Here is a 13,917-nt window from a genome sequence, read left to right as displayed (position 1 = left end):
GCAGTTGGTCTCCGGATCTTCGGCTCCCTGCTCACAATGACTAAGAGATCGTTCGGGTCTAGGGAAACGACATTCTATCTTTCAGCGAAAACGTTCCACACGCGGCGAATAATGGGAGGCCGAGGTCCGCGTCTGGCAATCATGCAGAGGGACAGTGTGGGCAATATCACGTCCGTGACCTCCGCATAGCGGACACCTTGAAAAGCGATCCGCTGGATGGACTGCGGCAGCAAGGCGGCACCCAGCCCCGCCGACACGAGGGAGAGGATGGTAAGCGCGCGGTTCGCTTCCTGGACGACCCGGACATTGATTCCGGCTCGCGTGAAGCTATCCATGATGTGGGCATGAAGCACGGGTCCTTGTGCTACAGGAAAGAGGATCAATCCAAGTGCTGCGATCTGCGCCAGGCTTACGCTTCCACTGCCTCCATCATCTGGCAGGACGGCGACGTTTGTCTCACTCGGAAATTCCACTATGTCCAGCGGCTGATCGGTACCAAGCGGGGGATGGACGAAACCGATGTCGATGATGCCTTCTTTCAACGCTTCCAACTGGTCGTTGGTCGACAGCTCGAGAAGCTTTGGTTGAACATCTGGATGCGATTGTCTCAGACGTGACAGACGTAGAGGCAGATGTTCGTAAAGCGCTGCCGAGACAAAGCCGATCCTGATTTCGCCTGCCGTGCCGTTCTCGGCCGATCTGGCAAGGGCAGTTGCCGCATCGGCGTGCCGGACCGAGGATCTGGCCTCATCGAGAAACGCCGCTCCCGCTCGGGTCAGTGTGAGACGCCGGTTTGCCCTGTCGAATAGTCGCACGCCAAGTTCCTTTTCCAACCGGTTAATTGATTGGCTGAGCGGGGGTTGCGCCATACCGAGCCGCTGGGCTGCGCGGCCCATATGGAGCTCCTCGGCAACGGCGAGGAAATGGCGAAGGTGGCGAAGTTCCATATCGCCATAATATCAAAAACAGTCGGAGGCATCATGGATTCGTGTGGTCCGGTTGAGCATTTTCTTTAAGCCTAGAAACGGAAGGAAAGACGATGATCAACGCACCTATTCTCACGCTTGCGACCGTTCTCTTCTTCGCGACGGACGGAGCATGTGCCGCTGGTTCGGGATTTGTCAGAACTGATCGCTTTGTTGACGTGCGGCCTAACGAAGGCCTCTTCATCCGGGAAGTCCGCAAACGCGGTAACCCGCCATCTGGCGAACACGGCGCGGTGCTCCTTGTTCATGGCGCGCGGGTTCCGGGTATCGCGTCATTTGATCTCCCGGTCCCGGGAGGCTCTCTCGCTGCCGATCTCGCGGCCGCCGGACATCTTGTCTATATTCTTGACCTGCGTGGTTATGGAGCCTCGAGCCGCCCTGATGCAATGGATGGGGATTCCGTCTCGCTCGGCACCCCTCATGCGAACCGACGACGCGGTTGCTGACATTGCGGCAGCGGTTGACGGCATTCGCAGATGGAGCGGCGATAGTCGGGTTAGCATCGTGGGTTGGGCGACGGGAGGTCATTGGGCCGGCGCCTTCGCCACGAAATATCCAATGATGGTCGAACGGCTCGTCCTCTATAACACGCTTTATGATGGCACGGGCCAGCACGAAGCGCTCGGCCGTGGTTCTCCCCTGGAAGATCCTCATAGACCAGGAGAGTTCAATGCCTCGGCTTTCGGCGGCTACAGGTTCAATACACGCGCCAGCCTCTTTCAGGCCTGGAACAACAGCATACCGATCGCTGAGAAAAACTCATGGCGGGACGAGCGCGTGGCACAGGCCTATGGCGATGCCGCACTAGCCTCGGATGCCACGTCGGCCAGCCGCGAGCCGCCAAGCTTCCGATCTCCGAGTGGAGCGCTGGCCGACAGCTTCGACGTGGTGACCGGCAAAAGGCAGTGGACTGCTTCGGCACTTGGGATGCCGGTGCTTGTCATTCGCTCCGGCAGGGATTTCTGGAGCCGCGCGCAGGATGCGGAGGCGCTTGCCAACGAAGCGCCTGAGGCCGAACTCGTGACCATTCCCGATGCCACACACTTCGTGCATCTCGATCGTGATCACGCCGGCAGAGCAGCATTCCTCTCGGCCCTGACGCGTTTCCTCGGCCCATCAGCAATCTCGCCGCAAGCAGATTGAATGATATAGTAGCTTCGCATCATTGGCGGAGGGCGTCTCGCAGATCAGCTGTGTTTCAGCACGCAGACGCGTGCTACATTCAAATCTTAATCTACCCATTTTGGTCGTGTGTATGATGTGAAACATGAAGGATGGCTGCGGTATCTCTTCCACTACGCGAAGGATCGATGTGCCGCCGGGCGGCGGTGCATTCGAGTTGCCGCGCTTGTCGATCGGGATATTTCTCACTCCCCAACCGGCGCACAGAGTTGCCATATCCTCAGATCGAAAACGCCACGTGCCGCTCAAAGAAAACGAGGGATGGATATTGCCCTCTGGTTCTGCGGGGATCTGCGAGTACGATGACGCACTCTCCTATCTTTTTATGGAATTTACGGACACGTCGTTGAACGATGTTGGGCTCGACCCGTCTCGCGGGTTCGAACCGGTTGTGGGCCAGCTCGACCCGCTACTGGTGCAGCTGGCGCGCCAGGTGGTGTGCGGGCTCGACAATGTGTCTCTCCTTTATCGTGAAACGATGCAATTGGCATTGACCGCCCAACTGAGCCTTGTGCTCGGACAAGGTAAATCGACGCCTGTTTCGGTCGATGACCGGCGGTTGCGTCGGGCTGCCGCCTACATCCATGATCATCTCGCTGCCGAGCTTTCGCTGGAGGTGCTTGCCGCGCAGGCGGCTATGAGCCGCTATCATTTCCTGCGGGCATTCAAAGCGTCCTTCGGCTTGTCGCCGCATCAATACGTTATCCTGCAACGGATGGAGCGGGCCAAATTGCTGTTGCACACCACCCGCATTCCGGTTGCCGAGGTTGCCTTTCGAGTGGGTTATGACGACATTTCCCGTTTTGGCAGACATTTTTTAAGGTATTCGGGATGCACGCCTTCAGCGTTTCGATGCCTGTAGCGACCGTTTCGTCAAGATCGCGGGCATAGCAACAATCACCTATCATTTGGCAAGATTTGCTGCTCCGCGCGGCTGTCGCTTCTGTCATGTTCCGTCAAGATCCGAACCATGAAGGAGAGCCATTTTGAGGAGAATGCTTGCATTACGTCCGATATCCTTGCCGCCGCAGTTTTTATGACGACCTTGCCCGAGGTTGATCCCGCAAGGGTTTTCGGCCTCGGGATCTGCGCATCCGCAGGGTACATGGCTGCAGCAGCATCCGTTAGCAGCGCTATCGCCAGCGTTGGCTTGGTGGCGCCATGGTTGCAGGACGCCGAAATCGTGCGGCAGGTCTATGGTGGCGAAGACGGTGTGGCTGGCTTGATCGAGACCTCCCGGAAAGCGGAGGCATCTGAGGCAGGCGGAAAGCCGCAGATCATCCCTGCCGCCAGTTCGACGGACAGAAACGCGCTGATGTTCCAGACACCGTACTATACCGAAACGGATCGAGGGCTTGTGCCGGAGTATGACAACAAGTTCAATCTGTCATCATGGGAGCCCTGGCTGACGTACGACTCGGTCGCAATCGCCGATCGGCTTCGCAAGCCGACGCTGATCGTGCACTCGGAAACAGCAGCCGTGCCGCGGGGCGCGCATGCCTTTGTTGATCGTCTCCCTGCGCAGTCGTTTGAGCTATGGCTGGAAGACGTCAGCCAGTTCGATTTCTACGATCGGCCCGAACCGGTTACTGCAGCGGCTGATGCCGTTGCGATACATTTTAAGCGCTTTCGCGGCGCGTTGTAACGGTCTTGGGGAGACTGCTATGAAAACGACAATGTTGGTTATGGTGGTCATGATGACGGTATCGGGTGTGGCCTCGGCGAAGGCCGGGAATGTTGCCATCGAAGATCGATTGGCGATCATCGATGTGATCACGGATATAGCCGCAGGGGCTGACCGGCACCAATGGGACCGCGTTCGCAGCGCCTTCGCCGACGAAGTTGTCCTTGATTATACAAGCCTGTGGGGCGGAGAGCCGTCAACGCTATCAGGCGATGAGGTGGTTGCCTCGTGGTCTGGTTTCCTTCCTGGGTTTGATCGAACGCTGCATCTTGTGACCAATCATACGATTGTTGCGAACGAGGATGATCGGGCGATTGCTGAAGCTGATTTTCAGGCGACACATCGCATCGGTAACGCGATGTGGCAATTGATGGGCCACTATCGCTATGAACTCAGCAGAGTAGGCGGCACATGGAAAGTCACATCGCTAACTATGACCTATACGCATGAGACCGGTGATCGCGGCCTCGTCGAGCAGGCGGGCCGAAGACAGAAGCGCTAGTCATCGAGCAAGGCATCGCTCCAAAGCGGTTGTCCGGCTGATCCCTGCGTGGAAGAAGATGGAAAATGCCATGAAGGACATCGAAGTTTTGGGAGGCGCCGATCGCATTTGGACTGAAGCATGCAGGGACGGCACACCGGTGGACGAGGTGTGCTGCAAGGCACGTATTCCGGACAAGCCTTTGATAATTTTCAAAAAAATCCCTTGAGCTGAATCCACGACGTCATTGACGCGTTGTCAGTACATGCGGGAGCGCCGTCGGCCCTAAATCCGTCATTCCATCGATGTCACGCGATGCATAACATTATAAGATTTAGGTTGGCGCGCATGTTGTAACAGCAGGGTCGCGGGTTCGATACCTTTCAGAGTTGCTTTTGCGGCTTTCGTTTGAAGTCGCTTATCGGCATCGTTGCCGGCTAATACATCGGGCTAGATCTCAACCTTCATCGAACCGATCAGGGCTTCTCTCGACGCAAGGCTCGTCATTGCGCGATCGCCCATTTCACGGGCCACAAGATTAAGCAAGCCTTCGCAGAACACGATATAGGCGCCCATGCTGTTGCTGAAAAAGCTGCTCGCATGGGGCACGAAGAATGCGTGCCGGGAGGGGGCGACGAGAGGGGAGGCCCGTGTGTCCGTCACCGCTATGACGATGAGGCCGAGCTTGGCTGCGATTTCGGCCACGTTCGCGATGCTGCGTGTGTATGGCGCACAACTTGCTACGACGACAACATCCCCTTTTTCCAGTTGAGCCAGAGCCTCGGCGACACCAAGGCGAGGTGCGTCCAAAAGCGAAACATCGCTCCGCAACATCCCCAGCCCATAGGTGAGGAAACTCGCAAATGCATGAAACTGACGGACGCCATGGACCCTGACACGGCGGGCGTTCGCAAGCAGATCAGCGGTTTCCAGCAGGGAGTTTGGCTCGAGCTGCGCCAGAAAGCCGTCGATGTTGTTCTTGGTTTCCAGACCAAGCCTATCGAAGATGTGCAGCTCCTCCTTGCTGTCCCCTTTCGTGGACAGCAGGCGGCCCGCCTGACGGCTATAGAAATAACGGTCGTCCGAGGAGAACGCCTGGCGGAAAACGCTTTGAAAGTCGCTGAACCCGGCAAAGCCGAGTTTCTGTGAAAGCCGTGTCAATGTCGATGCATTCACCCCGAGAGCCTCGGCCAATTCGGATATTGTTCGAACCGCTGTTTGTTCCGGCGTGTCCACCAGCTTCGCCAACACGTCGAGCGCCTTGTTACCGAGCGAGATATTGGCGTTCTCACGATTGATGTTCACCGTGAGGTTCCGAAGTTCCTCGATTGTTGCCGGTTTTACGAATCCGGCCGCCTCATCCGTCAAAGCCATGCTCATGCCTCGATGTCACATAGTCGCGATCTTCAGGCCGATATTCTCGAAACGAGCCGCCGATCCTGCCGCATCATAGACAGCCCAGTCGACGCTGTCCTTGCCGATTTTGAAGATGGCGGTCGCCAGCGTGTTCTCGTTGTCGGGATCGTCGGGCTGGGTCCGATAGATCGGGAGCGCGTGACTTTTCCGATCCCAAAGGATGGATAGTGGGTCCAGTGATCCGTGGTTTGTGTCGAGCATATCCTGTCCACGTTCCTGACGTGATCTGGAGGAGCCTGTTATGATCTGCGGCTCTGATACCTTCTGCGCGTGCACGAGATGGTTTGCGTGGACGGATGGACTGGCGATGTCGACGATCGAGCAATTTGCACGCGTGAATTCGATGCTGGTGAGGCGCGATTGCCCCGCCTGCGCCAGCGTCAGGTGAAACGCGCCGGAGCGTGGCGCTTCGGACAGCAGGTCCAGCGCGGCGTCGATCGTCGGGCAGTTGAGGATGGCGCGGGTCAGAACCATCCGCGGCAACCCTTCTCCGCCAAGCGTTGAGCGGATGTTGTTCACGGTGAGCACGAGGCCGCTGCCATTGATCGCGAATGTGTGTCCGGGTATCGAGCCCGGATAGACGAATGCCGTGAAGGGCTGGCCTTGTTCCGGAATAATGGTCGCCAGCGTGCATCCCGATCTCAGGCCCGGATCGCCATCCTCGTTATGGGCGACGACCGGGAACGTGCCTGGTATCTGGACGGTGGTGCAGCCGTCCGGTGCCATTGCCCAAAGATCACCCCGACAGTTCCAAGCGAAAACGTCGTCAAAGGGCAGCCCCAGTCCGTCCGCCAGGCCGGAAAGCTCTTGCCAATAGTGCGGGTAGCGCTGTTCGACCAACGATCTGGCCATCTGTATCCGGTCACTGTTCTTGAGCGCCATGACCGCTGCCCAGGCATAGGTTTTGATGAGATGGTCGTGGACGAGGACAGCGCCTTGGCGCCCGAGGCCTTGACCGATCTCGTAATGGTTTCCCTTCAGGCTCAGGGTGGTCAGGCGATAACCGGTATCAATGGACATGCTGGAGGAACTCACGAAGGCGGGGATTTTCGGGATTGTCGAGCAGGGTGGCCGGATTGCCATCGACCGTGATCTTGCCACCCTCCATGAAGATCAGCCGCGTGCCGACTTGTCGGGCAAATGCGATCTCGTGGGTGACGACGATCATCGTCATGCCCTCTTCGGCGAGCGACTGCATGACCTTGAGCACTTCCTGACGAAGTTCGGGGTCGAGCGCCGAGGTCGGCTCGTCGAAGAGCATTAGCTTCGGCTTGACCGCGAGCGCGCGGGCTATGGCCACGCGCTGTTGCTGGCCGCCCGATAGTTCGGAGGGGTAGTGATGGCCACGCTCCGCCAGCCCCACCTTCGCAAGGAGTGTTTTGGCCTGCGCGGTCGCTTCGGCATTGTCCAGGCCGCGGACGCGGCGAGGGCCGAAGGCGACGTTTTCCAGTGCCGTCATCTGTGGGAAGAGATTGAACTGCTGGAACACCATGCCCGCTTCCTGGCGGATGAGGCGCACGCGCGAACGTCCCTCGCGCACGCTGATGTTGTCAACAACGAGATCGCCGCCATCGATTTCCTCCAGCGCATTGATGCAGCGTAGAAGGGTGGATTTTCCAGAGCCGGACGGCCCGATCAGCACCACGACCTGGCCGGCCTCGATGTTGAGATTGACATCCTTGAGGACCGTAATTGGGCCGAACGTTTTGGTGACGTTTCTGAATTCCACGATGCTCATAGGATGCGCATCCTCTTTTCGGTGAAGCGAAGGGCAAAGGTCAGGACGCCGGTCATGATGAGATAGAGAATGGCGACCGCAGTCCAGATCTCGACGGCACGGAAATTGGCGGCCATGATCTCCTGTCCCTGCCGCGTCAGTTCGCCGACACCGATGACGATGAAAAGCGAGGTGTCCTTCAGGCTGACGATGAATTGATTGCCGAGCGGCGGGATCATGCGGCGAAAGGCGATCGGCCCGACGACATAGGCCAGCACCTTCCACATCGGCAGACCGAGTGCGAGCCCGGCTTCCTGGAGCCCCTTGCTGACGGAAAGCAGGGTGCCGCGAACGATTTCCGCTATATAGGCGCCTGCATTGACGATGATGGCGGTGATCGCGGCCGTCATGGGATTGACGCGGATATCGGCCAGCAGCGGCAAGGCGAAATAGATGAACATCACCTGCACGACGATGGGGGTGCCGCGAATGATCTCCACATAGACGAAGGCGACGGCGTTGAGCAGCCAGTTGCCATAGGCGCGCATGAAGCCCGCGACGGCGCCGACGGCGATGCCACCGACGAGACCCGCCAGTGCGATGAGAACGGTCAAGCGAGCGCCGCCAAGAAGAGCGGGCAGTGCATCGATGACCACCGACCAGTCGAATTGCATTGGAATACTCCCGTGGACTGCGCGCCGGCGGAACCGACGCGCATGAGGCTACCGGGCGATCAGAGCTTCGGCTCAGCGCCGAACCACTTTTTGTAGATGGCCGTGTAGGTGCCGTTCTTCTTGAGCTTGGCGAGCGAGGCGTTCACCTTGGCGACGAGATCACTGCCTTTCGGAAAGGCGATACCGTATTGCTGCGCCATCATCTGCTCGCCGACCGCTTTCACCTTTCCGCCGCCGGCCGTCTTGATGTAGTAGAGCACGTTCGGCGTATCATGCATGGCGGCGTCGGCACGGCCGGTCTGCAGTTCCATGTAGGCGTTGTCGACATTTGGGAACTGGCGCAGTTCGGTGTCCTTGAAATTGGCCTTGGCGTAGTCGGCCGCCGACGTGCCGGTTTTGATCGCCAGCGTCTTGCCCTTCAGGTCTGCCGGGCCTGTGATCTTGCTGTCGGTCGGGACCATCAGCAGAAAGCCGCTGTCGTAATAGCCGTCGGAAAAGTCGATGACCTTCTTGCGTTCGTCCTTGATGGTGATGCCGGCAAGGCCGATATCCACCTGCTTGGTCTGCAATGCCGGGATGATGCCGTTGAAATCCATCGGCTGAAGCGTGTAGCTGACGCCGATGTCCTTGGCGACCGCGTCCCACAGATCGATATCGAAGCCGACATATTTGTCGCCTTGCTTGAATTCGAACGGGACGAAGGCGGTGTCGGTGGCGACGATCAGATCGGCGGCCCGTGCGGGAAGCGAGAATGCGATTGTCGCTGCAACGGCGGCTCCAAGCAGGTATCCAAATCTCAGTTTCATGCGAGTTCCCCTTTTTTGGCAAATGCATGTGGCGTTTGCTCTTGGTCTGCGTTTGCAAATATAGAATGCTTTTGTGAGTTTGTCGCATTTGAAATTTGCGCGACCATGTCGAGAACGTGTGCAGGGTGTCCAAAGGCGAGGCTCTGCTCACAGGTGAGAGAGATATCCGATCGGATGTCCGGAGATCGACAGGCTCGTCAGTTCCTTGCGATTTCAACTGGTTAGCGTAGCGCAGAAATCCTGACCGAAAATCGGGATTGGTGCGGCGTGCTCAGAAAATATCCAAGCCGATCAAAATTGATCCATATGGATCATAATTTTTAATCAAGAAACAAATAGATCACAAATTGTTACAGCGCCGATCAAGGGCAGAATTCTTTCGATATGGCGCAACTGAGGTTCGAACACCGATCAGATATCGGATGCTTCTCAATGGTCAGATCGGAAGATACGACTTCCGGAGGTGCCCCGTCAGTGAGGCAGTATCCTGGCGAGGAAGGATTTTGCCCGGTCGCTTTGTGGGTTTTCAAAGAATGCCTGCGCCGATGCCGTTTCCACGATTTCACCCGCGTCCATGAAGAACACCCGATTTGCGACGCGACGCGCAAATCCCATCTCGTGGGTCACGCACACCATGGTCATTCCCTGGCCGGCAAGCTCGGTCATCACATCCAGCACTTCATTGACTATTTCCGGATCAAGGGCCGATGTTGGCTCGTCAAACAGCATGACCTCCGGATCGAGTGCCAGAGCGCGGGCGATCGCGACACGCTGTTGCTGTCCGCCCGAAAGCTGGGCGGGATATTTGCGCATGTGATCTCCAAGTCCGACGCGTTTCAGAAGCGAGACGGCCTTGGCTTCCGCCATGGCCTTCGGCCGCCGCAACACCTTGGTCTGAGCGATCATGACATTGGCGAGCACGGATAAATGCGGAAAAAGCTCGAAGTGCTGAAACACCATACCGGTGTATTTACGCAGTTCCGCGACGTTTTTGGTCGTCGGTGTGATGCGAAGGCCAGCGACGACGATCTCGCCGCTGTTGATCCCTTCGAGACCGTTGATGGTCTTGACGAGCGTGCTTTTGCCCGAGCCGGATGGTCCACAGATGACCACGACCTCGCCCCGTCCAATGGTCGCCGAGCAGTTTTTCAGGACTTCGAAACTCCCGTAGCTCTTGCTGATGGAATTCAGTTCGATCATGGACGCACTCCATAGGTCAGGCGACCCTGCAGGATTTTGACAAATTGCGAAGCGGCAAAACAGAAAACGAAATAGATCGCGCCGACCGTCAGATACATTTCCACCAGCCGAAAGTCGCGCTGGGCGATTTTCGTGGCGGCTCCCAACAGGTCGGTGGCCGAGATCACGTAGACGAGGGAGGTATCCTGAAACAGAATGATCGTTTGGGTGATAAGGATCGGCAGGACGTTGCGCATCGCCTGCGGGAAAATGATGTAGGCATAGGACTGGAACTTGCTGAAACCGAGCGCTTCCGCTGCGGAAAACTGGCCCGGTGAAATCGACCGCAGGCCCGAGCGAACGATCTCCGAGAAATAGGCGGCTTCGAAAAGGACGAAGGTGGTGAAGACCGTCATCGAGGCGCCCACGGGAACCGGCCGGCCGCTCCCGGTAATCCAGCCGATCACCCAGGGAACCAAAAAGAACACCCAGAAGATGACGAGGATCAACGGCAAGGAACGGATGATCGTCACGTAGCCGATTGCAAGGGCCGATATAACCCGGTTCGGCGACAAGCGCGCCACGGCCAACAGCGAACCGAACAGAATACCGCCGATGAAACCGACAAGGGTGATCTGAACGGTGAACCAGAAGCCCTGCAAAAGGTAAGGCCATGCGGTGAGAATCACGGAAAAGTCGAGCGAACTCACGATTTACGTCCTCCCGACAGGCCGGGGATCTGCATCAAACGTTCGATCAGGTTCATGATCTGCCAGGCACATAGCGCGATGAGGAAATAGGCGATCGTGACGATGCCGAAGGCCTCGAATGTGCGGAAGGTATTCTCATTGATCTCGCGGGCGGTCGCGGTCAATTCGACAAGCCCGATCGTGAGCGCAACCGAGGTGTTCTTGAAGATCGTCATGAATTCATTGGTCAGCGTCGGCAGAATGATGCGGAACGCCTGCGGCAGCAGGACCAGGCCGTATAATGCCGGACGATTGAAGCCGAGAGCAAAGGCAGCCTGCGCTTGGCCCGCAGGGAGGGCCTGGAGGCCGGAGCGCACCTGTTCGGCGATGCGGGCCGAGGTGAACAGGCCGAGGCAGAGGAATGCGGGAATGAAACTGCCCCAGGGCGGCGCCATCTGCTTCATTGCGGTTCCAAGCGACGGGGGCAATAGTTCCGGCAAGACGAAGTACCAAAGGAACATCTGCACGAGCAGCGGAATGTTGCGGAAGAGCTCCACATAAATCCGCGCCAGCCCAGGAATAAAACGGCCCGGCAGCGTTCTGAGAATGCCGATCGCGGTGCCCACGACAAGCGCGATCAGCCAGGCGCCGATTGCAAGCGAGAGCGTCCAGGCAAGACCGCTGAGAAGCCAGTCGATGTATCGGCCGGCTCCGTCCGGGGTCGTTTCAAACAGAAGTGACATCGCTTCCCCTTTTCTTTTTTCTTGGTGGCGGAGCGGTCAAATGGTCCGCTCCGCCCATGGCATCATTGGCCGTTGGCTTTGTCGTTCGGCGCCTTCACCAGCGCTTTCAGCTTGTCGGACATCGGGAATTCCAGATTGATGTTCTTCGGCGGGATCTTGCTTTCGAACCATTTGGTGTAGAGCTTGTCGTAGACACCGGATTGCATTGCCGCGGTCAGGGCCTCGTCGACCAGCTTCTTGAACGACGGGTCGTTCTTGGAGAGCATCAGACCGTATGGATCGCTTGGAAAGGCATCCGCCAGGAAAGTGAGTGCCGATGGGTCTTTGGCATTCGCCTTGAGGCCGGCAAGGAGAATATCGTCTTCCATGAACGCTGCGGCACGGCCGGTCTGGACCAGAAGGAAGGATTCCGCATGATCCTTGCCTTGAAGGATATTCATGCCGAGGCCCTTGTCGGCGTTGAGCTTGGCGACGAACTGCGCGGTATTCGTGCCCTGCGTCACTGCGATGGTCTTGCCCTTTAGATCTTCGGTCGTTTTCAACCCCTGGCTGGCAAGCGAAATCCATTTGAACTGCGGCGCGAAGGTCGTGACCGAAAATGCTACCTGGGCCTGACGCGGCACGGTATTGGCGGTCGAGCCGCATTCGATATCGACCGTGCCGTTCTCGACGAGCGGAATGCGGTTGGAGGAATTGACCGGCTGATAGACGACCTTGAGGCCGGGTAGGGCGAGATCGGTCTTCAGCTTGTCGACGACCAGGCCGCACAAATCAATGGAAAACCCGATGGGCGTCTGGCTGTCGTCGAGATAGGAAAGCGGAACCGAACTTTCACGGTTCCCGATCGTGATCGTCCCGGTATCCTTGATCTTTTGAAGCGTCGGGCCGAGATCGGCAGCCGTGGCTGCTTGGGTCGCGCAGGTCAGCAGAAGGCATGAGGCCGCGAGGCCCCTGATGGTGTTCATCATGGCTGTTTTAGTCCTCTCTGGATGACGTCTCTGGGCGCGCGCCTTTTTTGCGCGTCACCTCACCGGATGGACGCGATGGACGCATCCACGGCATCGCCGAGACGTTCGACGATGGTATCGATGTCCTGCCTGTTGACGATGAAGGGCGGCGCCATCAGGACGTGATCGCCCGTCTTGCCGTCGATCGTTCCACCCATCGGATAGACCATCAGCCCGCGAGCCATGGCTTCCTTCTTGATGCGCGCATTGAGTTTCAGCGCCGGGTCGAAGGGAACCTTCGTTGCCCGGTCGCTGACGAGCTCGATACCCTGAAACAGGCCGCGTCCCCGGATGTCGCCGACGTGATAGTGGTTGCCAAAGCGCTCGTTCAGTCTCGTTCCGAGATGGCTGCCCATTTCGGTGACGTTGGCGAGCAAACCGTCGCGCTTCAGGATCTCCTGCACGGCAAGACCTGCCGCCGCCGCCATCGGATGGCCCATATAGGTGTGACCGTGCTGGAAGAAGCCAGAACCATTGGCGAAAGCCTCGAAGATCGAGCCGGACAAAAGCACGGCGCCGACCGGCTGGTATCCGCCGCCGAGGCCCTTTGCGATGGTCATCAGGTCCGGTGAAATGCCGTCCTGCTCGCAGGCATGCAATGTGCCGGTGCGGCCCATCCCGCACATGACCTCATCAAGGATCAGCAGAACGCCGTATTTGTCGCAGATGGCCCGAATACGTTTGAAATAATCGGCGACCGGCGGAACGGCGCCGATCGTGGCGCCAACGACGGTCTCGGCGACAAACGCAATGACTTGGTCGCCGCCAAGTTCCAATATCTTATCTTCGAGCTGTTGTGCGGCCCGGGCCGCGTATGCTTCGTCGCTTTCGTCTTCGATCTGGAAACGATAGGCGTAACAAGGGTCGATGTGGTGCGTCTCGATCAGCAGCGGCTTGAATTGCGACCGGCGCCATTCGTTGCCGCCGGTGGCAAGCGCGCCCAGCGTATTGCCGTGGTAGCTCTGGCGGCGCGCGATGACGTGACGGCGCTGCGTCTCGCCTTTTTCCACGAAATATTGCCGCGCCATCTTCAACGCCGCTTCAACCGCTTCCGAACCACCGCTGACGAGATAGACATGATCCAGCCCGGCGGGCGCATCTTCGACAAGCCGATCCGCAAGTTTCTCCGCCACTTCGGTGGTGAAGAAGCCGGTATGTGCATAGGCCATCTTGTCCAGCTGATCATGCAGCGCCTTGATCACATCGGGATGTCTGTGCCCGAGGCAGGATACGGCAGCGCCACCGGACGCATCGATATAGGCCTTCCCATCGGCATCGAAGAGTTCAATGCCCTTGCCGGCGACGGCAACAGGAAGCTGAGCGTGAATGGCCCGGTGGAGAAGGTGCGTCATA

The 13,917-nt window shown here is 58.1% G+C and carries 16 protein-coding genes; 5 read left to right on the top strand and 11 right to left on the bottom strand.

The genetic code is table 11. The features are described from left to right. Positions 1-74: 74 nt before the first annotated feature. Positions 75-947: a LysR substrate-binding domain-containing protein gene (locus tag PH558_RS31915; RefSeq protein ID WP_285208271.1), complete on the bottom strand. Its 873-nt coding sequence runs from the start codon at positions 945-947 to the stop codon at positions 75-77. Positions 948-1,406: 459 nt separating this feature from the next. On the opposite strand from PH558_RS31915, the gene PH558_RS31910 reads away from it, so the two are divergent. The 5 genes from PH558_RS31910 to PH558_RS31890 all read left to right on the top strand — a co-directional run bounded on the left by PH558_RS31910 (position 1,407) and on the right by PH558_RS31890 (position 4,562). Then, on the top strand, positions 1,407-2,129 hold the full coding sequence (locus tag PH558_RS31910; RefSeq protein ID WP_285208270.1) for an alpha/beta fold hydrolase: 723 nt from the start codon (positions 1,407-1,409) through the stop codon (positions 2,127-2,129). Positions 2,130-2,253: 124 nt separating this feature from the next. Beyond that, positions 2,254-3,030 (top strand): helix-turn-helix domain-containing protein, encoded by a 777-nt coding sequence (locus tag PH558_RS31905; RefSeq protein ID WP_285208269.1) that lies wholly within the window; start codon positions 2,254-2,256, stop codon positions 3,028-3,030. Positions 3,031-3,273: 243 nt separating this feature from the next. After that, entirely contained in the window at positions 3,274-3,813 is a 540-nt protein-coding gene (locus tag PH558_RS31900) for an alpha/beta hydrolase family protein (RefSeq protein WP_285208268.1), read from the top strand. A 19-nt stretch (positions 3,814-3,832) separates the two neighbouring features. Continuing rightward, entirely contained in the window at positions 3,833-4,354 is a 522-nt protein-coding gene (locus PH558_RS31895; RefSeq protein WP_285208267.1) for a nuclear transport factor 2 family protein, read from the top strand. A gap of 70 nt (positions 4,355-4,424) precedes the next feature. After that, a complete protein-coding gene (locus tag PH558_RS31890) occupies positions 4,425-4,562 on the top strand; it encodes a hypothetical protein (protein WP_285208266.1) in 138 nt (45 codons plus the stop codon). Between the two features lie 221 nt (positions 4,563-4,783). Here the strand turns inward: PH558_RS31890 and PH558_RS31885 are convergent, their stop codons facing one another. The 10 genes from PH558_RS31885 to PH558_RS31840 all read right to left on the bottom strand — a co-directional run bounded on the left by PH558_RS31885 (position 4,784) and on the right by PH558_RS31840 (position 13,916). Continuing rightward, positions 4,784-5,707, bottom strand: a complete 924-nt coding sequence (locus tag PH558_RS31885; RefSeq protein WP_285208265.1) for a MurR/RpiR family transcriptional regulator — start codon at positions 5,705-5,707, stop codon at positions 4,784-4,786. A 15-nt stretch (positions 5,708-5,722) separates the two neighbouring features. After that, the gene (locus tag PH558_RS31880; RefSeq protein ID WP_285208264.1) at positions 5,723-6,769 is read right to left on the bottom strand and encodes a C45 family autoproteolytic acyltransferase/hydrolase; all 1,047 of its coding nucleotides are present in this window, start codon (positions 6,767-6,769) and stop codon (positions 5,723-5,725) included. Beyond that, positions 6,759-7,487, bottom strand: coding sequence for a glutamine ABC transporter ATP-binding protein GlnQ (glnQ, locus tag PH558_RS31875; protein ID WP_285208263.1), 729 nt, complete (start codon positions 7,485-7,487; stop codon positions 6,759-6,761). The genes PH558_RS31880 and glnQ overlap by 11 nt, the downstream gene beginning before the upstream one ends. After that, entirely contained in the window at positions 7,484-8,140 is a 657-nt protein-coding gene (gene glnP, locus PH558_RS31870; RefSeq protein ID WP_285208262.1) for a glutamine ABC transporter permease GlnP, read from the bottom strand. The genes glnQ and glnP overlap by 4 nt, the downstream gene beginning before the upstream one ends. A 59-nt stretch (positions 8,141-8,199) precedes the next feature. Beyond that, positions 8,200-8,946 carry a glutamine ABC transporter substrate-binding protein GlnH gene (gene glnH, locus PH558_RS31865; protein ID WP_285208261.1) on the bottom strand — a complete coding sequence of 249 codons (747 nt, stop codon included), beginning with the start codon at positions 8,944-8,946 and terminating at the stop codon, positions 8,200-8,202. A 471-nt stretch (positions 8,947-9,417) separates the two neighbouring features. Then, positions 9,418-10,146, bottom strand: a complete 729-nt coding sequence (locus PH558_RS31860; RefSeq protein WP_285208260.1) for an amino acid ABC transporter ATP-binding protein — start codon at positions 10,144-10,146, stop codon at positions 9,418-9,420. Beyond that, positions 10,143-10,838 carry an amino acid ABC transporter permease gene (locus PH558_RS31855; protein WP_285208298.1) on the bottom strand — a complete coding sequence of 232 codons (696 nt, stop codon included), beginning with the start codon at positions 10,836-10,838 and terminating at the stop codon, positions 10,143-10,145. Before PH558_RS31855 ends, PH558_RS31860 begins: the two co-directional genes overlap by 4 nt. Beyond that, complete coding sequence (locus PH558_RS31850; protein WP_285208259.1) at positions 10,832-11,557, bottom strand: amino acid ABC transporter permease; 726 nt, start codon at positions 11,555-11,557, stop codon at positions 10,832-10,834. Before PH558_RS31850 ends, PH558_RS31855 begins: the two co-directional genes overlap by 7 nt. A 62-nt stretch (positions 11,558-11,619) precedes the next feature. Next, positions 11,620-12,525 (bottom strand): transporter substrate-binding domain-containing protein, encoded by a 906-nt coding sequence (locus PH558_RS31845; protein ID WP_285208258.1) that lies wholly within the window; start codon positions 12,523-12,525, stop codon positions 11,620-11,622. Positions 12,526-12,584: 59 nt separating this feature from the next. Continuing rightward, a complete protein-coding gene (locus PH558_RS31840; RefSeq protein ID WP_285208257.1) occupies positions 12,585-13,916 on the bottom strand; it encodes an aspartate aminotransferase family protein in 1,332 nt (443 codons plus the stop codon). Position 13,917 lies beyond the last annotated feature (1 nt).

It is taken from the genome of Rhizobium pantanalense, assembly GCF_030182525.1.
Taxonomy (GTDB): domain Bacteria; phylum Pseudomonadota; class Alphaproteobacteria; order Rhizobiales; family Rhizobiaceae; genus Rhizobium.
Note: the sequence above shows the minus strand (reverse complement) of the source record. Positions and strands in the feature narration are given on the sequence as shown.

What these genes read in the sequence shown, in the direction of transcription:
- PH558_RS31915 (WP_285208271.1), bottom strand. Translation starts at nt 947, where the DNA reads ATGGAACTTCGCCACCTTCGCCATTTCCTCGCCGTTGCCGAGGAGCTC.
- PH558_RS31860 (WP_285208260.1), bottom strand. Translation starts at nt 10,146, where the DNA reads ATGATCGAACTGAATTCCATCAGCAAGAGCTACGGGAGTTTCGAAGTC.
- PH558_RS31850 (WP_285208259.1), bottom strand. Translation starts at nt 11,557, where the DNA reads ATGTCACTTCTGTTTGAAACGACCCCGGACGGAGCCGGCCGATACATC.
- glnP (WP_285208262.1), bottom strand. Translation starts at nt 8,140, where the DNA reads ATGCAATTCGACTGGTCGGTGGTCATCGATGCACTGCCCGCTCTTCTT.
- PH558_RS31845 (WP_285208258.1), bottom strand. Translation starts at nt 12,525, where the DNA reads ATGATGAACACCATCAGGGGCCTCGCGGCCTCATGCCTTCTGCTGACC.
- PH558_RS31900 (WP_285208268.1), top strand. Translation starts at nt 3,274, where the DNA reads ATGGCTGCAGCAGCATCCGTTAGCAGCGCTATCGCCAGCGTTGGCTTG.
- PH558_RS31880 (WP_285208264.1), bottom strand. Translation starts at nt 6,769, where the DNA reads ATGTCCATTGATACCGGTTATCGCCTGACCACCCTGAGCCTGAAGGGA.
- PH558_RS31885 (WP_285208265.1), bottom strand. Translation starts at nt 5,707, where the DNA reads ATGGCTTTGACGGATGAGGCGGCCGGATTCGTAAAACCGGCAACAATC.
- PH558_RS31910 (WP_285208270.1), top strand. Translation starts at nt 1,407, where the DNA reads ATGCGAACCGACGACGCGGTTGCTGACATTGCGGCAGCGGTTGACGGC.
- PH558_RS31890 (WP_285208266.1), top strand. Translation starts at nt 4,425, where the DNA reads ATGAAGGACATCGAAGTTTTGGGAGGCGCCGATCGCATTTGGACTGAA.
- PH558_RS31840 (WP_285208257.1), bottom strand. Translation starts at nt 13,916, where the DNA reads ATGACGCACCTTCTCCACCGGGCCATTCACGCTCAGCTTCCTGTTGCC.
- PH558_RS31905 (WP_285208269.1), top strand. Translation starts at nt 2,254, where the DNA reads ATGAAGGATGGCTGCGGTATCTCTTCCACTACGCGAAGGATCGATGTG.
- PH558_RS31895 (WP_285208267.1), top strand. Translation starts at nt 3,833, where the DNA reads ATGAAAACGACAATGTTGGTTATGGTGGTCATGATGACGGTATCGGGT.
- glnQ (WP_285208263.1), bottom strand. Translation starts at nt 7,487, where the DNA reads ATGAGCATCGTGGAATTCAGAAACGTCACCAAAACGTTCGGCCCAATT.
- glnH (WP_285208261.1), bottom strand. Translation starts at nt 8,946, where the DNA reads ATGAAACTGAGATTTGGATACCTGCTTGGAGCCGCCGTTGCAGCGACA.